The 21,840-nt window shown below is 71.9% G+C and carries 18 protein-coding genes; 11 read left to right on the forward strand and 7 right to left on the reverse strand.

The genetic code is table 11. The annotated features are described in order from the left end of the window. Window positions 1–57 precede the first annotated feature (57 nt). The 7 genes from AB0L06_RS40430 (at window position 58) to AB0L06_RS40460 (ending at window position 9,772) form a co-directional block, all read left to right on the forward strand. The gene (locus AB0L06_RS40430; RefSeq protein ID WP_500236707.1) at window positions 58–2,436 is read left to right on the forward strand and encodes a serine/threonine-protein kinase; all 2,379 of its coding nucleotides are present in this window, start codon (window positions 58–60) and stop codon (window positions 2,434–2,436) included. Next, complete coding sequence (locus tag AB0L06_RS40435; protein ID WP_500236709.1) at window positions 2,433–3,791, forward strand: PP2C family protein-serine/threonine phosphatase; 1,359 nt, start codon at window positions 2,433–2,435, stop codon at window positions 3,789–3,791. The genes AB0L06_RS40430 and AB0L06_RS40435 overlap by 4 nt, the downstream gene beginning before the upstream one ends. Next, entirely contained in the window at window positions 3,788–5,122 is a 1,335-nt protein-coding gene (locus AB0L06_RS40440) for a vWA domain-containing protein (protein ID WP_500236711.1), read from the forward strand. The genes AB0L06_RS40435 and AB0L06_RS40440 overlap by 4 nt, the downstream gene beginning before the upstream one ends. Window positions 5,123–5,124: 2 nt before the next feature. After that, complete coding sequence (locus tag AB0L06_RS40445; protein ID WP_500236712.1) at window positions 5,125–5,988, forward strand: FHA domain-containing protein; 864 nt, start codon at window positions 5,125–5,127, stop codon at window positions 5,986–5,988. Window positions 5,989–6,089: 101 nt separating this feature from the next. Beyond that, window positions 6,090–7,502, forward strand: coding sequence for a GlnX family signal transduction membrane protein (locus AB0L06_RS40450; protein ID WP_500236713.1), 1,413 nt, complete (start codon window positions 6,090–6,092; stop codon window positions 7,500–7,502). 11 nt (window positions 7,503–7,513) lie between these two features. Next, window positions 7,514–8,371, forward strand: a complete 858-nt coding sequence (locus tag AB0L06_RS40455; RefSeq protein WP_500236714.1) for a transporter substrate-binding domain-containing protein — start codon at window positions 7,514–7,516, stop codon at window positions 8,369–8,371. 192 nt (window positions 8,372–8,563) lie between these two features. Continuing rightward, the gene (locus AB0L06_RS40460) at window positions 8,564–9,772 is read left to right on the forward strand and encodes a hypothetical protein (protein WP_500236715.1); all 1,209 of its coding nucleotides are present in this window, start codon (window positions 8,564–8,566) and stop codon (window positions 9,770–9,772) included. Here the strand turns inward: AB0L06_RS40460 and AB0L06_RS40465 are convergent. Continuing rightward, the gene (locus AB0L06_RS40465; RefSeq protein WP_500236716.1) at window positions 9,733–10,446 is read right to left on the reverse strand and encodes a hypothetical protein; all 714 of its coding nucleotides are present in this window, start codon (window positions 10,444–10,446) and stop codon (window positions 9,733–9,735) included. The two genes, AB0L06_RS40460 and AB0L06_RS40465, sit on opposite strands and share 40 nt — an antisense overlap. A gap of 204 nt (window positions 10,447–10,650) precedes the next feature. On the opposite strand from AB0L06_RS40465, the gene AB0L06_RS40470 reads away from it, so the two are divergent. From AB0L06_RS40470 to AB0L06_RS40480, 3 genes are read left to right on the forward strand one after another with little or no spacing between them, the layout of a single operon-like run. Continuing rightward, window positions 10,651–11,169, forward strand: a complete 519-nt coding sequence (locus AB0L06_RS40470; protein WP_500236718.1) for a PH domain-containing protein — start codon at window positions 10,651–10,653, stop codon at window positions 11,167–11,169. A gap of 42 nt (window positions 11,170–11,211) precedes the next feature. Continuing rightward, complete coding sequence (locus AB0L06_RS40475; RefSeq protein WP_500236719.1) at window positions 11,212–11,718, forward strand: DinB family protein; 507 nt, start codon at window positions 11,212–11,214, stop codon at window positions 11,716–11,718. Window position 11,719: 1 nt separating this feature from the next. Beyond that, on the forward strand, window positions 11,720–12,517 hold the full coding sequence (locus tag AB0L06_RS40480) for a putative protein N(5)-glutamine methyltransferase (protein ID WP_500236720.1): 798 nt from the start codon (window positions 11,720–11,722) through the stop codon (window positions 12,515–12,517). Between the two features lie 66 nt (window positions 12,518–12,583). Here AB0L06_RS40480 and AB0L06_RS40485 read toward each other — a convergent pair whose 3' ends face one another. From AB0L06_RS40485 to AB0L06_RS40510, 6 genes are all read right to left on the reverse strand, one after another. Beyond that, the gene (locus tag AB0L06_RS40485) at window positions 12,584–13,996 is read right to left on the reverse strand and encodes an NAD(P)/FAD-dependent oxidoreductase (protein ID WP_500236721.1); all 1,413 of its coding nucleotides are present in this window, start codon (window positions 13,994–13,996) and stop codon (window positions 12,584–12,586) included. Between the two features lie 62 nt (window positions 13,997–14,058). Further along, window positions 14,059–14,901 (reverse strand): ABC transporter permease, encoded by an 843-nt coding sequence (locus AB0L06_RS40490; RefSeq protein WP_500236723.1) that lies wholly within the window; start codon window positions 14,899–14,901, stop codon window positions 14,059–14,061. After that, window positions 14,898–15,761 carry an ABC transporter permease gene (locus AB0L06_RS40495; protein ID WP_500236725.1) on the reverse strand — a complete coding sequence of 288 codons (864 nt, stop codon included), beginning with the start codon at window positions 15,759–15,761 and terminating at the stop codon, window positions 14,898–14,900. Before AB0L06_RS40495 ends, AB0L06_RS40490 begins: the two co-directional genes overlap by 4 nt. A gap of 3 nt (window positions 15,762–15,764) precedes the next feature. Further along, a complete protein-coding gene (locus tag AB0L06_RS40500) occupies window positions 15,765–16,994 on the reverse strand; it encodes an ABC transporter substrate-binding protein (RefSeq protein WP_500236727.1) in 1,230 nt (409 codons plus the stop codon). Continuing rightward, the gene (locus AB0L06_RS40505) at window positions 16,991–18,151 is read right to left on the reverse strand and encodes an ABC transporter ATP-binding protein (protein WP_500236729.1); all 1,161 of its coding nucleotides are present in this window, start codon (window positions 18,149–18,151) and stop codon (window positions 16,991–16,993) included. Before AB0L06_RS40505 ends, AB0L06_RS40500 begins: the two co-directional genes overlap by 4 nt. Window positions 18,152–18,981: 830 nt before the next feature. Then, entirely contained in the window at window positions 18,982–20,427 is a 1,446-nt protein-coding gene (locus tag AB0L06_RS40510) for a gamma-aminobutyraldehyde dehydrogenase (protein WP_500236730.1), read from the reverse strand. 170 nt (window positions 20,428–20,597) lie between these two features. Here AB0L06_RS40510 and AB0L06_RS40515 point away from each other — a divergent pair, with 170 nt between their 5' ends. Next, the gene (locus tag AB0L06_RS40515; protein WP_500236733.1) at window positions 20,598–21,098 is read left to right on the forward strand and encodes an Lrp/AsnC family transcriptional regulator; all 501 of its coding nucleotides are present in this window, start codon (window positions 20,598–20,600) and stop codon (window positions 21,096–21,098) included. Window positions 21,099–21,840: the final 742 nt, after the last annotated feature.

Here is a 21,840-nt window from a genome sequence, read left to right on the forward strand (position 1 = left end):
TGCACGCAGCCCGGCTGCGCCGGAAACGTCGAGGACGGTTACTGCGTCATATGTGGCATGCCCCCCTCGCAAGGCACGCCGCCCTCGACCGGACAACAGCCGCCGAACGGGATGCAACAGCAGCCCGCCGGCGCGCAGGCCGCCGGTCCGGGGAAGTGCACGCAGCCCGGCTGCGACGGCACCATCCAGGACGGCTACTGCGACGTCTGCGGCAACGCGGCCGAGCAGGCCCCCGTTCCCGCTCCCGCGACGTCCGGTTCCGGGCCGTCCGGGTCCGCGCCGGTGACGCGGCCGAGCGCGCCGACCGGGAGCTTCGCGTCCGGCAGCGTGATGACCGGAAGCGTCGGGACGGGCAGCACCGGCAGCGGCGGCACCCGCTCGTCCGGGCGGCGCGGGCAGCTCGGGTCGGGCCTGGTCGAGGTGCCGCGCGTCCCGTACCGGGACCCGGCGACCGCCGTCCGGCCGAACCCGGAGGTCCCGGAGAACCGGCGGAACTGCGGCAGCTGCGGCGAGAAGGTCGGCCGCAGCCGGGGCGACCGGCCCGGACGCACCGAGGGCTTCTGCCCCAAGTGCGGCCACGCGTTCTCGTTCACGCCGAAGCTCAAGCCCGGCGACATGGTGCACCAGCAGTACGAGGTGCTCGGCTGCCTGGCGCACGGCGGCCTCGGCTGGATCTACCTCGCCCGCGACCACCGGGTCAACGGCCGCTGGGTGGTGCTGAAGGGCCTGCTGAACACCGGCGACGCGGACGCGCGCGAGGCGGCGGAGGCCGAGCGGGAGTTCCTCGCGACGGTCGAGCACCCCAACATCGTCAAGATCTACAACTTCGTCGAGCACGCCGGTGACGAGTACATCGTCATGGAGTACGTCGGCGGCAAGTCGCTGAAGGACATCCTCCTAGATCACCGCAACACGGTGAACAAGGACGGGCTCCCCCCGGCGCAGGCGATCGCGTACGCGCTCGAGGTGCTGCACGCGTTCTCCTACCTGCACGCGCGCGGGCTGGTGTACTGCGATTTCAAGCCGGACAACGTGATCCAGTCCGAGGAGCAGCTGCGGCTGATCGACCTCGGCGGCGTCCGCCGGCTGGACGACCAGGACGGCGCGATCTACGGCACGGTCGGCTACCAGGCGCCGGAGATCGCCGAGCGGGGCCCGTCCGTCACCTCCGACCTGTACACCGTCGGCCGGGCGCTGGCCGTGATGACGTTCCCGTTCAAGGGCTACACGAGCGAGTTCAGCGACCGGATCCCGCCGCGCGCGGACGTCCCGCTGCTGGCCGCGTACGAGTCGTTCGACCGGCTGCTGCGCCGCGCCACGCACCTCGACCCGGAGCAGCGGTTCCAGGACGCCGAGGAGATGGCCGACCAGCTCCTCGGCGTGCTGCGCGAGGTGCTCGCCGCCGAGGACGGGCACCCGCGGCAGGCCCCGTCCGGGCTGTTCGGGCCGGAGCGGTTCGCGTCCGGCGACGCCGCCGACGCGGCGGCGGCCGGCGACACGCTCGCCCCCGCGCTGCCCGCGCTCACCCCCGCGCAGCTCGCCGTCTCCCTGCCCGCCCCCCTGGTGGACGGCACGGACCCGGCGGCCGGTTTCCTCGCGGGCCTCACCGCGCTGGAGCCCGAGCAGCTCGCCGCGGCGATCGAGGCGGCGCCCGTCCGCACGCCCGAGGTGAAGCTGACCCTGGCGCGCGTCCGGATCGAGCTGGGCCGGCCGGACCGGGCCGAGGACCTGCTGCGGGAGGTCGCGGCCGAGCGTCCGCACGACTGGCGGATCGAGTGGTACCGGGCGGTCGCGCTGCTCGCGGCGGGCCGGATCGAGCCCGCCGACGCCGCGTTCGACCGGCTCTACTCGCTGATGCCCGGCGAGCTCGCGCCGAAGATGGCGCTCGCCGCGTGCCGGGAGCACCGCTTCCCGCAGGGCGCGGCGCGCCTCTACGAGACGGTCTGGCGCACCGACCGGAGCCACATCAACGCCGCCTTCGGACTGGCGCGGCTGAAGCTCGCCGCGAACGACCGTCCGGGCGCGGTCGGGGTGCTCGACTCGGTCCCGGCGACGTCGATCCGGTTCGTCCCGGCGCAGATCGCGGCCGTCGGCGTCGCCGTGCGGGGTCGGGACGCCGCACAGCTGAACCCGGGCGACCTGATCAGCGCCGCGCGGCGGCTGGAGCGGCTCGACCTGACCGGGGAGCGCCGCGACCTGCTGACCGCCGAGGTGCTGGAGGCCGCCCTCGACTGGACGATGCGCGGGCGGGCTCCGGGCGGGGTGCCCGCGCCGCCCCAGGGCGGTGACGTCTTCGGCGTGCCGCTGGCCGAGCAGCCGCTGCGCCGCCATCTGGAAGGGACCTACCGGGCGCTCGCCCGCCTCACCCGGGACCGTGAGGAGAAGCGGCTGCTCGTCGACGCCGCCAACGCCGTCCGTCCGCGGACGCTGCTGTGAACGGAAACGAGAACGGGGACATGAACGGGGAGGGCAACGACACCGCTGTGGAAGCGAACGAGACCGCCGCGAACGGATCGTCCACGGGTGAGGGCGCCTGGGGCATGGGCGCGGGAGAAGCGAACGCGGAGGACGCCGCCGCGCGGAGGGAGCCGACCCGCATGGAGCCGCCCCCTGGACGGCTGACCGGCATGAACCCGACCGGAAGGGAGCAGAACGCGGTGAAGCCCGCCGAACTGGCCTGTCCGAAATGCGGCGTGGTCGTGTACCCGGGCGAGGCGTTCTGCGAGAACTGCGGCCGCCAGCTGATCGCGGGACGGCCCGGGAACGGCGCCCCACGCCCGTCCGGCAAGCCCCGGTGCGTCGGCTGCGGCGAGGCCGCCGTCGACGGCGAGGGCTACTGCGAGCACTGCGGGATGAAGCAGCCCGCCGACCGCGACCACCTGGAGGTCGAGCTCGCGACGCCGGGCGGCCCGGTGGCGGGGGTGAGCGACCGGGGCAAGCGGTACGCGCGCAACGAGGACGCGTTCGCGATCGCCCTGCACAACACCGGTGTGGCGGCGGTGGTGTGCGACGGGGTCGGGTCGTCGCCGCGTCCGGAGACCGCGTCCCGCGCGGCCGCCGACACCGCCGCGTCCGAGATCGCCACGGCGGTGGGGGCGGGCACGGCGCCGGGAGAGGCGGTGCGGGCGGCGGTGCAGAAGGCTCTCGTGGCCGTCACCGGCCTCGCCGAGTCCCCGGAGGCCGCGCCGTCCTGCACGTTCGTCGCCGCGGTGACCGGCCCGGACGGCGTGACCGTGGGCTGGGTCGGCGACAGCCGCGCGTACTGGCTGAGCGAGACCGACACGTCCGGCACGGGGGACCTCGCCGACACCGGGGAGCTGAACTCGGCGGCCGTGACCGCCGACCTCCGGGGCGACCCGAACGCGACCTCCCCGGACGCCGACAAGCTCCCGCTCGGACCGTCCCGGCGGATGACCGACGACGACTCGTGGGCCGCGTTCATGGTCGCGTCCGGCGCGCTCACCGAGGCGGAGGCCGAGGCGCACCCGAACGCGCACGTCATCACGGCCTGGCTGGGCGCGGACGCCGGCGAGGTCCGGCCGCACGTGCGCAGCTTCGTTCCGGACCGGCCCGGCACGCTGCTGGTGTGCAGCGACGGCCTCTGGAACTACTTCCCCGGCGCCGGCGACCTGGCGGCCGTCCTGCGGAACGCGCAGGCCGACCCGGCCGCCGACCCGACCGGCGCCGCCAGGATCCTGGTGCGCCACGCCCTGGACGCGGGCGGACGCGACAACATCACGGTGGCCGTGCTCCCGATGGCGGCCGCCCCGAGCACGGAGCAGGCCCGATGAGCGACCAGCCGCAGTTCACCGTCAAGATCGACCAGAACAAGTTCCTCCCCGAGGGCGGACGCGAGGTGCACGCCATCGTCTCGGTCGAGTCGGCCGGGGGCGGGACGGCCGCGGCGGCGCCGGCGACGCGGGCGGCCGAGGTCATCATCATCGACACCTCGGGCTCGATGACCTACCCCGACACCAAGCTGCGTTCGGCGATCGCCGCCGCGCAGACCGCCGTGGACACCCTCCGGGACGGCGTGATGTTCGCGGTGGTGTCCGGGTCCAACACCGCGCAGATGGTGTTCCCCCAGCAGGCGACGCTGGTGCCCGCCAACGACCGGAACCGGGCGGCGGCCAAGGCCGAGCTGAAGCGGCTCGCCGCGCGGGGCGGCACCGCGATCGGCTCCTGGCTGCGGCTGGCCGACCAGCTCTTCGACCCGTACCAGGACGGCGTCCGGCACGCGATCCTGCTGACCGACGGCAAGAACCAGCACGAGTCGCCGGAAGAGCTGGACGCGGTGCTGTTCCGCTGCAAGGGACGGTTCGTCTGCGACTGCCGCGGCGTCGGCACCGACTGGGAGGTCGCCGAGCTGCGCAAGGTCTCCAACGCGCTGCTCGGCACCGTGGACATCGTCGCCGACCCGGCCGACCTGGTCGCCGACTTCCGCGCGATGACCGAGGCGGCGATGGGCAAGGCCGTCGCGGACGTGGCGCTGCGGGTGTGGACGCCGCAGACCGCGCGGCTGAAGTTCGTCAAGCAGGTCATGCCGAACGTCGCGGACCTGTCGGCCATGCGCGCCGAGGCCGGGCCGCAGGCGGGCGACTACCCGCTCGGCGCGTGGGGCTCGGAGAACCGCGACTACCAGATCTGCGTGGAGGTGCCGCCCGGCGAGGTCGGCAAGGAGCTGCGCGCGGCCTGGGTGAAGCTGGTGGTGCCGGGCGGTCCCGGCCAGGAGGCGCAGGTCCTCGCCACCGGCAACGTCCTCGCGCAGTGGACCGACGACGAGGCCCTCTCCACCAAGATCAACGCGCGGGTGGCGCACTACACCGGGCAGTCCGAGCTGGCCGACGTGATCCAGGAGGGCCTGGCCGCCCGCCGGGACGGCGACCTCGACACCGCGACCGCCCGGCTCGGGCGCGCCGTGAAGCTCGCCGACGAGGCGGGCAACGAGGCGGTGACCGCGGCGCTGCGCAAGGTCGTGGACGTGCTCGACCCGGCCACCGGCACCGTCCGGCTGAAGGCGAACGTGGAGAAGGCCGACGAGATGTCCCTCGACACCACGTCCACCAAGACCGTCCGGACGCGCAAGGACGAGACGGTCCGCACCCGCCGCTCCGAGGACTGATCATGGCTGTCTGCCCCGCCGGGCACACGTCCGGCTCCGACGACTACTGCGACGTCTGCGGCGAGCGCATCGGCGGGGCGCCCTCGCCACCGCCCCTGCCGCCCGCCATGGGCGCGCCGCAGGCACCGCAGACCGCGGGGATGTCGACGCAGGCGATGCCCGCGCCGGGCGTGCCCTGCCCGGACTGCGGCACCCCCGCCGCGGACCGGTTCTGCGAGCAGTGCGGCTACGACTTCGCCACGGGCGGCGGGCGGCCCAGCCCCCATCCGGCCGGGGGCGAGCCGTCCAACCCGATGCCCGCGCCGAACCCGCCCATGCCGCCCGGCCCGACACCGGGGCCGCCCATGCCGCCGGGGCCGTCCCTGGGCCCCCAGCCGGGCCCGCCGGTGACGCCGCCAGGTCCCCCGCAACCGCCCGTGACGCCGCCCCCGGTTCCGCCCGGACCGTCGCAGCAGGAGTGGGTCGCGGTGATCGTCGCCGACCGGTCGTACTACGACGCGGTGATCGCGATGAACGGCCCGGACGCGGCGCGCATCGTGTTCCCGCCGTTCGCGCCCGAGCGCCGCATCCCGCTCACCGGGGACCGGGTGCTGATCGGACGGCGCAGCCCGAGCCGCGGCACCGACCCGCAGATCGACCTGCGCCAGGCCCCGGAGGACCCGGGCGTCTCGCACACCCACGCGGTGCTGCTCGCCCGCACCGACGGCCGCTGGTCGCTCGTCGACCCGGGATCGGCCAACGGGACGTGCGTGAACGGCTCGACCGCCCCGATCCCGAACAACGTGGAGGTCCCGGTGGGCGAGGGCGACCGCGTCCACGTCGGGGCCTGGACGACCATCACGCTCATGAGAGGCGGGACGACATGACGGCCGTCCAGCAGCAGGGGGGCGCTCCCCCCGCGCCGGCGCCCGCTCCCCAGGGCGGGCCGCCCGTTCCGTCCGGCGGTGTCCGGCCGGGCCTTGCGGACGTGCGCGCACGAGCCGCGGCTCTGCCACCGCGCAAGGGCGTCCGCCGGGCGATACCGCGCACCAATTCCGGACGTATCCGGGCCTTCGTGGCGGGCGTCGTGGTCGTCCTTGTGGCGCTGCTCCTGCTCGCCTGGAACGGGGTCGACGACGCGCGCACCGGCGTCAAGGTCATCGACACGGCGGGCCCGCAGGTCATCGCCACCGGCGACCTCTACTTCCGCCTCACCGACATGGACGCGCAGCTCGCGCACGCGCTGCTGGTCGGCGACGGGCCCGCGCACAAGTCCGACCGCGACGACGCGCTCGCCCGCTACGACGCGAGCCGCAGCAAGGCCGACGACGCGCTGATCCAGGCGGCGCGGCTGGCCCGCGACGCCACCGAGCGCCAGACCGCCCGGTCCCTGCTGGACGCGCTGGGCCGCTACGAGCAGCTCGCCGGGAGGGCGCTGCTCCAGGACGAGAACGCCCCGCACGCCCCCGGGCCGCCGTCCGGCAAGGTCACGGCGCTGTACCGCACCGCGACCGACATGATGAAGCTGGAACTGCTGCCGCAGGCGTACAACCTGACGCTCGACAACGGCACGATCGTCCGGCACACCTACGAGGACAAGCGGTCCGCGGTGCTGACAGGCCGCACCGTCGTGCTCGTCACCGGGCTCGTCCTGCTCGTGCTCCTGGCCGGGTTCCAGTGGTCCATGGCGAAGCGCTTCCGGCGGCTGCTGAACCTTCCGCTCGCGCTCACGACGGTCGCGGTCCTGGTCGTCGTCGCCTGGACGGCCGCGATGCTCGGAAGCGAGGCGTCAGCGCTGTCCAAGGCCAAGAAGGACGGGTTCGACTCGATTCTCGCGCTGGCTCGTGCGCGCGCGATCGGCAGCAGCGCGCAGGCCGACCAGACGCGGTTCCTGCTCGACCCGGCACGCGCCGACACCTACGAGCAGGTGTTCCAGAGCAAGTCCCAGACCGTCCTCTACCTGCCTGCCGACAATCTCGCCGGATACCAGGACGAGGTCAGGGCGCTGAAGTCGCTCAAGACCAGCGGGAAGCAACAACCCATCCTCGGCTTCCTGGGCACCGAGGGGCACCGCGCGAGCAGCGACGCGCACGCCCTGGGCGACGTGCTCGGCGGCTTCAAGAAGTTCCAGGCGAACGACCGGCAGATGCGCGACCTGGTCGCGGCCGGCAACCGCACCCAGGCGATCTCCCTGCAGACCGGGCAGGCCGCGACCGACTACGCCGCCTACGACGAGAGCCTGCTCAAGCTCGCCGCCGTGCACCAGTCGACGTTCGACAAGGCCATGAAGAACGGCAAGGGCGGCACCGCCGGCTGGCAGTACGCGCTGCCGATCGCGGGCCTGGTCGTCGTGCTGCTGCTCGTCGTGGGCATCCGGCCCCGCCTGGCGGAGTACCGATGAGGAGGCGAGGGATGCGCAGTCACCCGGCTCAGGGGCGGACGAGGTGGTTCGGAGCCGCGGCCCTGGGCGTGGCCGCGGCGGCGGCCGTCGCGGGGTGCGGGATCGCGGGCGCGTCGGAGTCGTCCGTCGCGCACAAGCACACGCTGGTCATCGGCGTCTACGCCGACCAGCCCAGCCTCGGTCAGCTGAAGGGCCGCGACTACCAGGGCTTCGACATCGACATCGCCCGGCAGGTCGCCCACTTCATGCATGTTTCGGACGTCCGGTTCAAGACGATCACCGCCGAGAAACGCGAGGGGTGGCTCCAGGACGGCACGGTCGACCTCGTCGTCGGCAGTTACTCGATCACCCCCGAGCGCAAGACGAAGGTCTTGTTCGCCGGGCCGTACTACGTCGCACACCAGGGCATCCTCGTGCGGGCGGCCGACGCCGCGCGGGTGAAGACCGTCCACGACCTGGCGGGACGCAAGGTCTGCATGGTGCCGAGGTCGGTGTCGTTCCCACGCGTCCAGAAGGAGCGCGGCGTCCCCGCCCTGCCGGTCCAGGCGGCGGGCTACAACGACTGCCTGAACAAGCTGGTCTCCAAAGAGCTCGACGCGGTGTCCACCGACGACCTGATCCTCGCCGGGCTGTTCGCCAAGAACGCCGCCGGCGGTGGTCCCCCGCTGACGCTGGTGAAGACCTCGTTCTCGGACGAGCCGTACGGTATCGGCATCAAGCAGGGCGACGTGGACGGCTGCGAGGCGGTCAACAAGGCGATCACGCAGATGTACCAGCAGAACATCCCGGCGAAGCTGCTGGCGAACCAGTTCCGGTCGAGCGGACTCGTCTTCACCAAGACCGTCCCCCAGTTCGAGGGCTGCGAGTGACGCCTCCTGGACGGGACCGCGAGGCCCGCGCGGGGCCCGCGGACCCCGTCCCGTCCGGGAGATTCGGACGATTGCTACCGGTGGGTCACTGAGATCCATCGGTTACGTAAGTGCCGGTCGCGTCCCGTGATCGTAAGTTATGGTCGCGATCAAAACACGCAGGAAACGTCCACCGCAGTCCTGAGGGGTGCCATGACGACGCTCGTCCTGGTGGTGCTGTGCGTCGTGGTCGGGGCGATGGAACTGTGGGCGGGTCGCCAGAGCAAGGAGCAGTCCCGCGCCTTCGCCCGCCGCGTGGACGAGCTGAACGACCAGGTCACCAAGCAGAACGGCGTGCTGGTGACGGTCGGCGAGCAGCTCACCGCCGAGCTGGCCCGGGTCAAGCGCGATGTGCTGCCCGCGCTCGACTCGCGGCTGCGCGACAACTCCGGGCAGGTCGAGGAGCTGGCCCGGCTCGTCCACCAGGCCGACTCCTACGTGCGCTCGCAGTCCGGGCGGCTGCAGGAGCTGGAGCAGCAGCGGATCACGCTGGCCGCGCTGCGCCGCAAGCTCGGCGAGATGGAGAACTCGGTGCGCTCGGTCACGGCGGGCGGTGGCGCGGAGGTCGCGGGCCGGGTGGACGAGGCGGTCGCGCGCCTGGCCGAGGTCGAGCGCGGCGGCGCCGAGATGCTGGAGCTGCAGCGCGCCCTCACCCGCACCCTGGAGGACGTCGAGGACGTCGTCGCCGAGCTGCTCCGGTACACCGAGGGCGAGCTCGACAGCGCCGTCGCGTCCGCGCTCGCGGGCCGTCCCCGGGTCGGCGGCGACGGCCTGTCGGTCACCGCGACCGGGCGGCTGTGGAGCCGGGACGACCAGCTCCAGGACATCCTCGGCGAGCTGTACGAGGCGTGCCTGCGCGCCAACGGCCTCCAGGTGCGGTTCCGGACGGTCGAGGACGCCGACGGCCAGGGCCCCGGCGCCCCGGACCACCGCCGCTACTTCCTCGGCGGACGCCACATGGAGGAACTGGCCGGGGCGTTCACCGCCTTGCTCATCTCGACTGGCGCGGACCTGACGCCCGGCGGCGCCCCGGCGTCCTTCGGAGGCCGAACGGCGGGCGGCCTCAGCCGCGAACCGTCCCTCCGGGCGGTCGTTCCGGCGGGCCGCGCCCCCGAGGACGAGGCCGCGCTGAAGTCGCTGCTGCGCGTGCTGTACGAGAGCGCGGGCGCGGTCGCGCAGATCGGGCCGCTGCTCGCCGTCCGGACGCGGGAGGAGCTGGTCGCGGCCGTGCTCGACCCGGCGCAGTCGCTGGAGCTGGAGAACGACGAGGTCTACTGGGACCCGTCCACCGCGATCGTCCGGCTCCGCCGCCTCCCGGCGCATCAGCTGTGGGAGCTGACCGCCTGGGGCGCGAGCGCGTAGGCGCGGACGGTCCGCTCGGCCGGGCCGCCGAGCCGCACGAACACCGGGCAGCGCGCCGTCCCGGTCCGCTGGTCGGCCTCGGCGCACAGCCCGATCCCCGACCCGCGGTCCAGCAGCACGACGTTCTGGACGGCCCGAGCGGCGCGCACCGCGTACGGGACCGACGACGCGTCCCCCGGCTCGAAGAGCTCCTCGAACGTCAGCTTCCGCGCGAACCGGACGAGGCTCTCCGCGTCCACGACACGGCTGCCGACGGCCGACGCGGGCCCCGCGATGACGATGCCGAAGCTCGGGTTCTCCTGGCCGCGCACGTAGATCTCGCGGTCGGGCTCCAGGCCCTTGCGCCGCTCGGGAAGGTGCAGCCCGAACCCGGACTCCCCCGTGACGAACGCGGGCGGCCCGAACCCCGGCGGAAGCGACGTCTCGGGCACGTCCCAGGGGGCGCCTCCGAAGCCGTCCTGCGGAGGCGCGCCGAACTCGCCGCGTCCGTGCGGCACGGCCACGGTGAACGTGCCGGGCGGCTCGGCCCAGCCCGGCATGTACACGCCGATGCCGCGCACCAGGAGCCGCCATACGGGCCGTCCGGTGACGTCCGGGGTGAACGCGCCACTGGGCCCGCGCGCACCCATCGGCTCGGCTTCGGTTCCCGGCCAGGGCTCCCGCGCGGCGTCCATGCGCAACATCATCATTACCAGGACGCGCGCGCACAAGGGCGAGTCGCGTCCCCAAGGGAAACCCCTCCCCAGAGGCCCCGCGGCTCCCTCCTGCCCCACCGGCCCGGGGGGACGCGGTGCCGTGAGTCTGCGCCCGCGGCCAGTGCCCGGCGGGCCGTTGGTCCGCTACCGTTGGGGCTTACAGATCACGACGAGGACGCGACCATGAACATGCAGGACATGATGGTCTTCCGGGACGCCGGATCGCGGACCGTCGACCGTTATCTGATGGACTACGAGGGCCACGTCATCGCGGTGCGCCAGCATCCGGCGACGCTGCTGCTGCCGGTCTCCGCCGCGTTCCTCACCCTCGTGCTGTGCACGGCCGTGAGCGCGCTCACCGGCTTCGCCTGGATCTGGTTCCTGTGGATCGGCTCGCTCGGCTACCTCCTCTGGAAGGTGTTCGCCTGGTCGATCCAGTTCTTCCTGGTCACCGAGCACCGGATCATGATGATCACCGGCGTGCTGAACCGCCAGGTCGCGATGATGCCGCTCGCCAAGGTCACCGACATCCGGTTCGACCGGTCCGTCCTCGGCCGGATGCTGGGCTACGGCGAGTTCCTCGTCGAGTCGGCGGGCCAGAACCAGGGCTTCGACCACGTCACCTACATGCCGTACCCGGAGCAGCTGTACCTGGAGGTGTCGTCCCTGGTCTTCGGCTCGCGGGACGCCTCCCCCGACTAAAATTCGTGACGAACCGCCCGTTCGTGCTGCGAGGATGAGGTCATGGAGCGCATGTACGTGCCCGGCCGTGGCGACGAACGCGCCCGCCTGAACGGCTTCCTCGAGGCACAGCGGGTCAACGTCCACCGCAAGTGCGAGGGCCTCTCCGAGGAGTTCGCCCACAAGCACCTGTTCTCGGCGACGTCCCCGCTGATGTCCGTGGCCGGTGTGGTCAGCCACCTGCGCTGGGTCGAGCACTGGTGGTTCGAGCACATCCTGCTGGACGAGCCCGAACGCGCCCCCTGGACGGCCGAGGACCCCGACGCCGAGTTCTACGTCGACGACGTGCCCTTCATACGGCTGCTCGACGACTACACCCGCCAGTGCGCCCGCACGGACGAGATCGTCGCGGCCCTGCCCCTGGACCACGTGGCCGTGCACGCCCCGCTGGCATCGTCCGGCCACGCCACCGCCGGCTGGATGCTCGGGCACATGGCCACCGAGACCGCCCGGCACGTGGGCCACATCGACATCATGCGCGAACTCATGGACGGCTCGGTCGGCCACTGACATGACCCCCACGAACCTCACAGAGCCCGCTGAGCCCGCCGAGATCACGCAGATCGCGGCCCGCCTGCGGAAGGCCGGATGCGTCTTCGCCGAGGACGAGGCGGAACTGATCCTCGCCGCCGCGTCCTCCCCGGACGAGGTGGACGCGATGGTCACCCGCCGCGCGGACGGCGAACCCCTGGAGCACGTCGTCGGCTTCGCCGAGTTCCACGGCCTGCGGATCACCGTGGAGCAGGGCGTCTTCGTGCCCCGCCGCCGCACCGAGGTGCTGATCCGCGAGGCCGCCGCGCTGGCCCGTCCGGGCGGGGTCGCCGTGGACCTGTGCTGCGGCTCCGGCGCGCTCGGCGCCGCACTCGCCGCCGCCGTGGACGGTCTCGAACTCCACGCCGCCGACATCGATCCGGCGGCCGTCGCCAACGCGCGCCTGAACCTGCCGGCGGAACGCGTCCACGAGGGCGACCTGTTCGACGCCCTGCCCGGATCCCTGCGCGGACGCGTCGACGTGCTGCTCGCGAACGTCCCTTACGTGCCGTCCGGCGAGATCGGGCTGCTGCCGTCCGAGGCCCGCGACCATGAGGCCCGCGTGGCCCTGGACGGCGGCGAGGACGGCCTGAGCGTCCTGCGCCGCGTCGCCGCCGACGCCACCGGCTGGCTCTCCCCGGGCGGCCACTTGCTCAGCGAGATCAGCGAGCGCCAGGCCGAGGCCGCTTTGTCCGCCTTCGTCGCGGGCGGCCTCGAACCCCGCATCGCGACCGACGAGGACTGGAACGCGACCGTCATCATCGGCCGCAGGCCCTGAACGCGCCGCGCCGGACCACCGAAGAGGCGGTCCGGCGCAACACTCGGCTCGGATCAAGCCGTCGGTTCAGCTGTCGAAGCCGAGGCCGAGGCGGTCGAGCAGGCCGAGCCACGGCCCCCGGCGTCCCGCGTTGCGGTCGGCGCGGGCGATCTCGCGGCGGGTCAGCTCGATGACGCCGTAGCGCAGCGGTTCGGGCGGGAACGGGACGGGCTTGGACCGGACCATCCTCAGCCGCGTCCGCTCGGTCTGCTCGCCGGGCCGCAGGCCGACGCCGAGCAGGTCGAGCATGACGTCCGCGCCGAACCGGGTCGCGCCGACGCCGAGGCCGGTGTACCCGGCGGCGTAGGCGAGCCGTCCGGCGTGCGCGGTGCCGTAGAACGCGCTGAACCGGCTGCAGGTGTCGATGACGCCGCCCCACGCGTGGCTGAAGCGGACCCCTTCGAGCTGCGGGAACGTGGTGAAGAAGTGCCGGGCGAGGGTGGCGAACGTCCGCGGGCGCCGCTCCAGCTCGGCGTGCACGCCGTTGCCGTAGTGGTAGATCGCGTCGTACCCGCCCCACAGGATCCGGTCGTCCGCGGTGAGCCGGTAGTAGTGGAACTGGTTGGCGCTGTCGCCGACGCCCTGCCGGGAACTCCAGCCGATGGCGGCCTTCTGCTCGGCCGACAGCGGCTCGGTGACCAGCGCGTAGTCGTAGACCGGGACGAGGTAGTGCCGCAGCCTGCGCAGCAGCGGCGAGAACGCCCCGGTCGCGAGCGCGACCCTGCGGGCCCTCACCGACCCGTACGCGCCGCTGATCTTCATGTCCCCGCGCCGGTCGGAGGCCAGGCCGGTGACGCGGGTGTTCTCGTGGATGCGGACGCCCAGGGAGCGGCACGCCTCCTCAAGTCCCCAAGCGAGCCGGGCCGGATGAACCATCGCGACGCCGTCGCGGTCCCAGAGCCCGCCCAGGTAGGTCGGGGATCCGATCTGCGCGCGGACCTCGTCGGCGTCCAGCTGGACGAGGTCACGGCCCAGGTGCTCGGCGGTCTCGGCCTCCTCGCGCAGGCCGTCCAGCTGCCAGGGCTCGGTCGCGACCGCCAACTCGCCCGTGGGCTCCCACTGGGCGTCGATGCCGTAGCGGGTGAGCGTGTCGGCGATCCCGGTCAGGTTCTCCATGCCGAGGCGTTCGAGCAGCGGCATCTCGTCCGGCCAGCGCTCCATGCCGTTGCCGATGCCGTGGGTCAGGCTGGCGGCGCAGAAGCCGCCGTTGCGTCCGGAGGCGGCGCCGCCGACGCGGTCGGCCTCCAGCACCACCACGTCCAGGGACGGGTCGCGCTCCTTGGCGCGCAGCGCCGTCCAGAGCCCGCTGTAGCCGCCGCCGATGACGGCGAGGTCGCACGCGTGGTCCCCGACGAGCGCGGGTCCGGGTTCGGGTCGTCCACCGTCCGCCAGCCAGAACGAGACCGGTTCGGCGTCGGCGAGTGCCCTCAGCGGATTCACATTTCCAACTCCCTCGGTCCCCCGCCGCGCCGACGGGCGCGGCGGGGGGAATCGTCACCCGGTCACGTGCGGCGCGCGCCGCGCCGGGCGGAGATCACGGCCAGCACCACGCCGGCCGCGAAGATCAGGGTCCCCATCACGTTCACCTGGGGCGGGGTCCCGGTGCGGGTCGAGGCGTACACCCACAGCGGGAAGGTCACCGTCGAGCCGCTGGTGAAGTTGGTGATGACGAAGTCGTCGATCGAAAGGGCGAAGGCCAGCAGCGCGCCCGAGACCACGCCCGGCATGATCATCGGCAGCGTGACCAGCCGGAACGTCTCGACCGGCCCGGCCCCCAGGTCCTTGGCGGCCTCCTCGACCTTGGGGTCGAGGCCGACCACCCGGGCCCGGACGGTCACCGCGACGAACGAGATCGAGAACATCACGTGCGCGATCAGGACCGTCCAGTAGCCGCGCGGCAGGTCGAGGCTGACGAACATCGACAGCAGCGAGGCGCCCATCACGATCTCCGGGCAGGAGATCGCGGCGAACAGCACCAGGTTGGTCATACCCTTGCCCCGGAACCGGAACCGGCCGAGCGCGATCCCGGCGAACGTCCCGAGGACGGTCGTGATCACGGTGCTGAGCAGCGCGATCGACAGCGAGTTCCAGAGCGCCTGGGTCAGGTCGCTCTTGTCGAACAGGTGCCGGTACCAGCGGAGCGTGAAGCCCTCCCACTGGAAGTTCTGCTTGCTGTGGGTGTCGTTGAACCCGAACAGGATCATGATCCCGATCGGCAGCATCAGCCACCCGATGATCAGCCAGGTGTAGATCCGCAGGCCCAGCCCGTCCCGCTCCACCCGGCGACGCCGCCGCCGGACGGCGGCCGGCGCGCCGGTGGCCGGCTTCTCAAGGGTCGTCGTCATCGTCCCGCCGCCTCCAGAACGTCCTCGGTGCCCAGCGCGCGGGCGTAGGCGAAGATCCCGACGAGCAGCATCGCCATCAGGGAGAACGACAGCGCCGACGCGAGCGCGTAGGAGCTGTTGTCGAAGTACTCGGTGCGGATGATGTGGCCGATCATCACGTTGTTCGGCCCGCCCAGCACCTCGGAGTTGACGTAGTCGGACGCCACCGGGACGAACGTCATGATCACCCCGGCGAACACGCCCGGCAGCGACAGCGGCAGGACGACCCGCAGGAAGGCCTGCGTCCGGCTCGCGTACAGGTCGTAGGACGCCTCGATGATCCGGTAGTCGATCCGCTCCAGCGCCACGTAGATCGGCAGCACCATGAACGGCAGGAAGTTGTAGGTCAGCCCGGAGATCACCGCGAACCCGCTGTCCAGGATGTGGAAGTCCTTCGGCAGCAGCCCGTGGTTCCGCAGCGGCCCGAGCAGCGGCCCGTTGTCGGTCAGGACGAGCTTCCACGCGAGCGTCCGCAGCACGAACGACACGAAGAACGGCAGCAGGAGCAGGAACAGGTACGTCGACTTGCGCCGTCCGCCCTTGAACGCGATCCAGTACGCGGCCGGATAGGCGAGCGCGATGCACGCGGCCGTCGCGATCAGGCCGTACCAGAGCGACCGCAGCAGCTTGTCGCCGTAGGTGTGGAAGCCGTCGGTGTAGTTCTGCCAGTGCCAGGTCTGCTTGAAGCCGTCGATGATGTTCCCGGTCATCAGCGACACCGAGAACATGAAGACCAGCGGGACGACGAAGAACACCGCCATCCACAGCCCGCCCGGCAGGATCATCAGGTACGGGGTCAGCGCCCCGCGCAGCCGTGACATCGCTCAGGCCCCCTGCGGGATCGTCTGGAAGACCTTCTGGAACCGCGGCAGCTCGGTGTTGGTGAGCGCCCGGAAGGTGCGCAGCTTCGCGTAGTCCTCGGCGCTCGGGAACACCAGCGGGCTGGTCGCGAGCCGGTCGAGATCGGCCTTGTCCCCGCCGGTCGCGGTCGCCGCCTTCTGCTTGATCACGTCCTGGACGCCCGGCACCGGCGTGACGTAGTTGATGAACTCGGTCAGCGGCGCGTTGTTCTGGGGCGTGTACAGCCAGTCCATCAGCCGGACCGCGTCCACCGGGTTCGCCGCCGTCTTCGGCAGCATCATGCAGTCGCTCCAGATCGTGCCGCCCTCCTTGGGCACCACGAACTTCACGTCCGGGCTCGACAGCGTGTACACGTCACCGGACCAGGCCATCGTCAGCCAGACGTCGCCCTTGGTGACGGCGTCGATGTAGCCCTGCTCGTAGTACTTGCGGACGATCCCCTTGTCGCGCTGCCTCCGCAGGACGTCCCCGGCGCGCTTCCAGTCGTCCTCGGTGGACTTCTCCGGGTCGATGCCGAGCGAGAACAGGCCGAAGTTCCCCAGCTCCTGCGAGTCGCTCATCATCCCGACCTTGCCCTTGTACTTCGGGTCGAAGAGCTGCTGGATGCTGGTGATCGGCTCCTTCACGTACTTGGTGTTGTACGCGATGCCCGTCAGGCCCGACATGTACGGGACGCTGAAGACGTTGCCGGGGTCGTAGGACCGCTTCTTCGCCTTGTCGCTCGCGTACTTCGCGAAGTTCGGCATCCGCTTGTGGTCGAGCGGCGCGAGGTACCCGAGCTCGACCAGCTCGGTGAACTGGATGCCGTTGGTGACCACCATCAGGTCGAACCCGATCGACTGGTCCGCGGCCAGCGGAGCCTGGATCTTCCCGAACCAGTCCGCGGCCTCCTGGATGGCCTCCTTGTAGGTGACCGAGATCCCGGTCTCCTTGCTGAACTGCTTGATCGTGGAGTGGTCGTCCTCCATGTAGCCGGGCCAGTTCGCCCAGTTCACATGGCCCTTCCCGGTGCGTCCGCGCCAGTACTTGTCGATCATCTCCTGGGTGACGACCCCGTTGCCGCCGCGTCCCGGGATGCCGCATCCCGAGAGCGCCGCCGCGCCCGCGAGCGCGCCCACGGCCCCGAGGAACCCGCGCCGCGTCGTCAGCCCGCGCAGCAGAGCCGGATCCGCGGAACGCAGGCCGCCCGTCACTCCGCGCTCCCGATCAGGTAGGAGTGCTGCGGCTCCCAGGACAGCCACACCTTGTCGCCGCGGCGCGCGACGTCCTCGGCGTTCATCGCGTTCTGGACGAAGACCACGACGTCCGCCCCGGCGTCCGTGGTGACGTTGTAGTTCGTGGACGTGCCCAGGTAGACGACCTCGCTGACCCGTCCGGGCACCCGGCACAGGCCGCTGTCCGGCTCCTCCGGGGTGATCTGCATCTTCTCCGGCCGGACGGTCAGCTCCACGGTGTCCCCGGACGCGACGCTCTGCCCGTCCGCCAGGACGATCGAGATGCACCCGCCGTCGCCGTGCCTCAGCGTCGCCCTGTCTCCGCCGCTCTCCACGGCCTCCCCGCTCAGCAGGTTGGACGTCCCGATGAACCCGGCGACGAACTTGCTGGCCGGATGCTCGTAGATCTCCCGCGGCGAGCCGAGCTGCTCGACCAGGCCGTCGTTCATCACCGCGATCCGGTCCGACATCGTCAGGGCCTCGCCCTGGTCGTGCGTGACGTACACGAACGTGATGCCGACCTCGCGCTGGATCCGCTTCAGCTCGACCTGCATGGCCTGCCGCAGCTTCAGGTCGAGCGCGCCGAGCGGCTCGTCCAGCAGCAGCGCCCGCGGCCGGTTCACCAGCGCCCGCGCGAGCGCGACCCGCTGCTGCTGCCCGCCGGACAGCTCCGCCGGACGGCGCTTCTCCCGCCCGGTCAGGTCGACGATCTTCAGCATCTCGGTGACGCGCTCGGCGATCTCGGCCTTCGGCGTCCGCTTCCGGCGCAGCCCGAACGCCACGTTCTCGAACACGCTCATGTGCGGGAACAGCGCGTACGACTGGAACACCATGTTCACGTCGCGCTTGTTCGCCGCCACCCCCGTGACGGACTCGCCGTGCAGGTACACCTCGCCCGCCGACGGCTCCTCGAAGCCCGCGATCATCCGCATGGTGGTCGTCTTGCCGCAGCCGGACGGCCCGAGCAGGGAGAAGAACTCCCCCTGCGCGATCGTGAGGTCCACGCCCTGGACGGCCGCCACGGTCTCACCGTACGCGTGGTACTCCTTGCGCACCCCGGTGAGCTCGATCGCGGGAACGGCGTCCACGGCACGCCCGGGGTCGTCGCGCCGAGGCGCGTGCTGGGTCTCGGTCATGACACGGTCCTTCACGGGGATCGGAGGGCTGCGCTCCCTGAACGGAGCGCCTGGGGGGTGGCCTCTCCCGCCGGGGGTTCGGCCGTCGGCCCGACCCGCGCACGGGCCTGACCTCGGTGGACACGCCGAAGCGACGTCCAGATGCTATGCGCCGACACGGATTCGCCTCCCGTGCCGACGATCGACTTCCGACTCCATCGCCACTCTCCCCAGCCGCGAGAAGCCAAGATCGACAATCTGAGCCGGAGCCGCCGGGCTCCCGCCCGACCGGCCCGGATGACCTCCGTCCGCCCGAACGCTCCGAGCAGGCCGCGGCCACGCCCGCCCGACCGCCGCGACCAAGACCTCCCCGACCGGCGAAGGCCAGGGGCCGCGGCCACGCGCGTCGGTCGACACGGACCACGAACGTCCAAGGCATCCCTCACCGGAACACCCCGCGGCGTCCCAAGGGGCCCGAAGCGCACCCTGGCGCCCCGACTCGGGGATCTGGGCTTCGCCGCGCCCGGGCTCGCCGACCCGATGCCCTCGATCCAGACACGTCCGACATCGTCGGACCGTCCCGCTGGGGCGGCGCGGTGGCGCCTTGGCCCGGGGGCGGACGACCCGGACGAGACCGGGCTCAGTCCCGGGATTCCGGGGATCCGCCACCCCGCGGCCGGTCTGACCGGCGGGGCGGCGACATGGCGGGGGCGGTGTCATGTCGCGAGCCGAGGCTCCCACGGGGCAGTCCGAGCGGCCTGTCCGAACGATCCATCTGGACGCTCCGTCTAGACGGTCCGTCCGATCAGGCCTGGACGGTCAGTCCCGACAGGCGCGGACGACGGCCGCGATCAGGCGCCGATGTAGTGCATGACGTGCTTGATCCGGGTGTAGTCCTCCACTCCGTACATCGACATGTCCTTGCCGTAGCCGGAGTGCTTGAAGCCGCCGTGCGGCATCTCCGACACGAACGGAATGTGCGTGTTGACCCAGACGGCGCCGAAGTCGAGCGCCTTGGTCATCCGCATGGCGCGGCCGTGGTCGCGGGTCCACACGCTCGCGGACAGGCCGTACTTGACGTCGTTGGCCCATCGGACGGCCTGCTCCTCGTCCGAGAAGCGCTGCACGGTGATCACCGGGCCGAAGATCTCGTTCTGCACCATCTCGTCGTCCTGGCGCAGGCCGCTGACGACGGTCGGGGCGAAGAAGTAGCCGCGGTCGCCGACCCGCTCGCCACCGGCCTCCAGCCGGGCGTGGTCGGGCGCGCGGTCGATGAAGCCCATGACCCGCTCGAGCTGGGCCTGGCTGTTGACCGGTCCGTAGTCGGAGTCCGCGTCGGGGTTCGGCGGGCCGACCGTCGTGCCGCGCGCGGCCTCGGCGAGGGCGGCGGTGAAGTCGTCCGCCAGCCGCTCGGCCACCAGCACGCGCGTCGCCGCGGTGCAGTCCTGTCCGGCGTTGAAGTACCCGGCCCCGGCGATCCCCTGGGCCGCGGACTCGATGTCCGCGTCGTCGAAGACCACGACCGGGGCCTTGCCCCCCAGCTCCAGGTGGACGCGCTTCAGATCGTCGGCCGCCGCCCGGGCGACCTCCATCCCGGCCCGGACGCTTCCGGTGATCGACACCATCTGCGGGGTCGGGTGCGTGACCAGCGCCCGCCCCGTGTCGCGGTCGCCGCACACCACGTTGAACACGCCCGGCGGCAGGAACTCGGCGGCGATCTCGGCCAGCAGCAACGTGCTCGCCGGGGTCGTGTCGGACGGCTTCAGCACCACCGTGTTGCCCGCCGCGAGCGCCGGCCCGAACTTCCAGACCGCCATCATCATCGGGTAGTTCCACGGCGTGACCTGCGCGCACACCCCGATCGGCTCGCGCCGGATCGAGGAGGTGTGGTCGGCCATGTACTCGGCGGTGGCCTTGCCCTCCAGGATGCGCGCCGCCCCGGCGAAGAACCGGAGGTTGTCCGCCATCGGCGGGATCTCTTCGTCCGCGGTCAGCTTCAGCGGCTTGCCCGTGTCCCGGCACTCCGCGGCGACGATCTCGTCCGCGCGGGCCTCCACGGCGTCGGCGAACCGGAGCAGGGCCAGCGACCTGTCCTTCGGCGTGGCGTCGCGCCAGGCGGGGAACGCCCCCTCGGCGGCACGGAACGCGGCGTCCACGTCCTCGGCGCCGGAGTTGGGCGACGAGGCCCACACCTCACCGGTGCTGGGGTCGACCACCTCCAGCGTCCTGCCGTCCTTGGCGTCGACGTACTCGCCGCCGATAAAGTTGCGCAGCCTGGTCGCCTGCTCGCTGGTCATCGTCGACCCCTTCCCTGATGGCCGCCGCAGCCGGAACTGTGGTTGGCCCCGACCCTGACAGAGCCTCCCCTCTTTGACAAGGGATTCCGTTGTTACGATCCAGTTTCACGACTGAATCCATCAACCAGCCCGACTCCTGCCCATTGATGCCGCACCAAGGAGACGCCACCATGTCGGACCGCGCCCCTGAGCGCCGCCCACCCGCCGGCGGCCCGCGCCGCGCCGCCGTCCCGCTCGACGAGACCGCCAAGCAGATCATCGAGCAGCTCCAGCAGGACGGCCGCCGCTCCTACGCCGCGATCGGCAAGGCCGTCGGCCTGTCCGAGGCCGCCGTCCGCCAGCGCGTCCAGAAACTCCTGGACACCGGCGTCATGCAGATCGTCGGCGTCACCGACCCCCTCATGCTCGGCTTCTCCCGCCAGATGATGATCGGCGTCAAGTGCGAAGGTGACCTGGAGAAGATCGCCGACGCCCTGGCCGACGTGGAGGCCATCGACTACGTGGTCATCACCGCCGGCTCCTTCGACATCCTCGTGGAACTGGTCTGCGAAGACGACGAACAACTCCTCGAACTCCTGGGCCGCATCCGAGCCGTCCCCGGCGTCGTCTCCACCGAAAGCTTCGTCTACCTCAAACTCCGCAAACAGACCTACACCTGGGGCACCCACTAGCCCCACCCAAGGCACCAGCCACCCCGCCCCCGCCAAGCAACACCCCAGCCCCCACCAAGCACCCCCTCCCACAAGGCCTCCACACCGCGCAAGCCCCACCACCCCACCCCAGCCCCCCAGACCGAGCCACGCCCCCAACCACACCGCCCAACCGATAGGACCCAACCCACACAAGCCCCAAGCCACCCCACCCATGCAACACCGCCCGACCGATGCGCACCCAAACCACGCAGGCCCCAAGCCACGCAGGCTGAACAACACCGCCCAACCGATGGCGACTAAGCCGCGCAGGCCCCAAGCCACGCCCCCGCCATGCGGACTGAGCAACGCAGGCCCCAAGCCACACCGCCCAAACAACGCGCCCCTCAAGCCACGCGAGCCCAGCCGAGCGACCCAAAACCAGGCGGACGCAGCCGAGCGGACCCCAAATCGCGTGGGCCCGAACCGGGCAGTCCCAAGCCAGGCGGCCCCTAAACCACGCGACCCCAAGCCGAGCAGGCCCCAAACGCGCCGGCCCAAGCCGAGCAGGCCCAAGCCAGGCGGGCCCAGCCGGGCAGGCCCACGCCGAGCGGGCCCAGCCGGGCAGGCCCACGTCGAGCGGGCCCCAAATCGCGTGGCCCTAACCGGGCGGCCCCAAGCCAGGCAGCCCTAGGCCGTGTCCGATGGATCATGTGTTGATCCAGAGCAGGGCGGTGACCAGGACAATCGCTGCCCGGTAGTTGCGGGCGAGTTTGTCGTAGCG

This window comes from Spirillospora sp. NPDC052269 (genome assembly GCF_040679435.1).
Lineage (GTDB): Bacteria > Actinomycetota > Actinomycetes > Streptosporangiales > Streptosporangiaceae > Spirillospora.

What these genes read in the sequence shown, in the direction of transcription:
- AB0L06_RS40515 (WP_500236733.1), top strand. Translation starts at nt 20,598, where the DNA reads ATGTCGGACCGCGCCCCTGAGCGCCGCCCACCCGCCGGCGGCCCGCGC.
- AB0L06_RS40460 (WP_500236715.1), top strand. Translation starts at nt 8,564, where the DNA reads ATGACGACGCTCGTCCTGGTGGTGCTGTGCGTCGTGGTCGGGGCGATG.
- AB0L06_RS40470 (WP_500236718.1), top strand. Translation starts at nt 10,651, where the DNA reads ATGAACATGCAGGACATGATGGTCTTCCGGGACGCCGGATCGCGGACC.
- AB0L06_RS40490 (WP_500236723.1), bottom strand. Translation starts at nt 14,901, where the DNA reads ATGACGACGACCCTTGAGAAGCCGGCCACCGGCGCGCCGGCCGCCGTC.
- AB0L06_RS40505 (WP_500236729.1), bottom strand. Translation starts at nt 18,151, where the DNA reads ATGACCGAGACCCAGCACGCGCCTCGGCGCGACGACCCCGGGCGTGCC.
- AB0L06_RS40475 (WP_500236719.1), top strand. Translation starts at nt 11,212, where the DNA reads ATGGAGCGCATGTACGTGCCCGGCCGTGGCGACGAACGCGCCCGCCTG.
- AB0L06_RS40440 (WP_500236711.1), top strand. Translation starts at nt 3,788, where the DNA reads ATGAGCGACCAGCCGCAGTTCACCGTCAAGATCGACCAGAACAAGTTC.
- AB0L06_RS40430 (WP_500236707.1), top strand. Translation starts at nt 58, where the DNA reads ATGCCCCCCTCGCAAGGCACGCCGCCCTCGACCGGACAACAGCCGCCG.
- AB0L06_RS40510 (WP_500236730.1), bottom strand. Translation starts at nt 20,427, where the DNA reads ATGACCAGCGAGCAGGCGACCAGGCTGCGCAACTTTATCGGCGGCGAG.
- AB0L06_RS40455 (WP_500236714.1), top strand. Translation starts at nt 7,514, where the DNA reads ATGCGCAGTCACCCGGCTCAGGGGCGGACGAGGTGGTTCGGAGCCGCG.
- AB0L06_RS40445 (WP_500236712.1), top strand. Translation starts at nt 5,125, where the DNA reads ATGGCTGTCTGCCCCGCCGGGCACACGTCCGGCTCCGACGACTACTGC.
- AB0L06_RS40465 (WP_500236716.1), bottom strand. Translation starts at nt 10,446, where the DNA reads ATGGACGCCGCGCGGGAGCCCTGGCCGGGAACCGAAGCCGAGCCGATG.
- AB0L06_RS40480 (WP_500236720.1), top strand. Translation starts at nt 11,720, where the DNA reads ATGACCCCCACGAACCTCACAGAGCCCGCTGAGCCCGCCGAGATCACG.
- AB0L06_RS40495 (WP_500236725.1), bottom strand. Translation starts at nt 15,761, where the DNA reads ATGTCACGGCTGCGCGGGGCGCTGACCCCGTACCTGATGATCCTGCCG.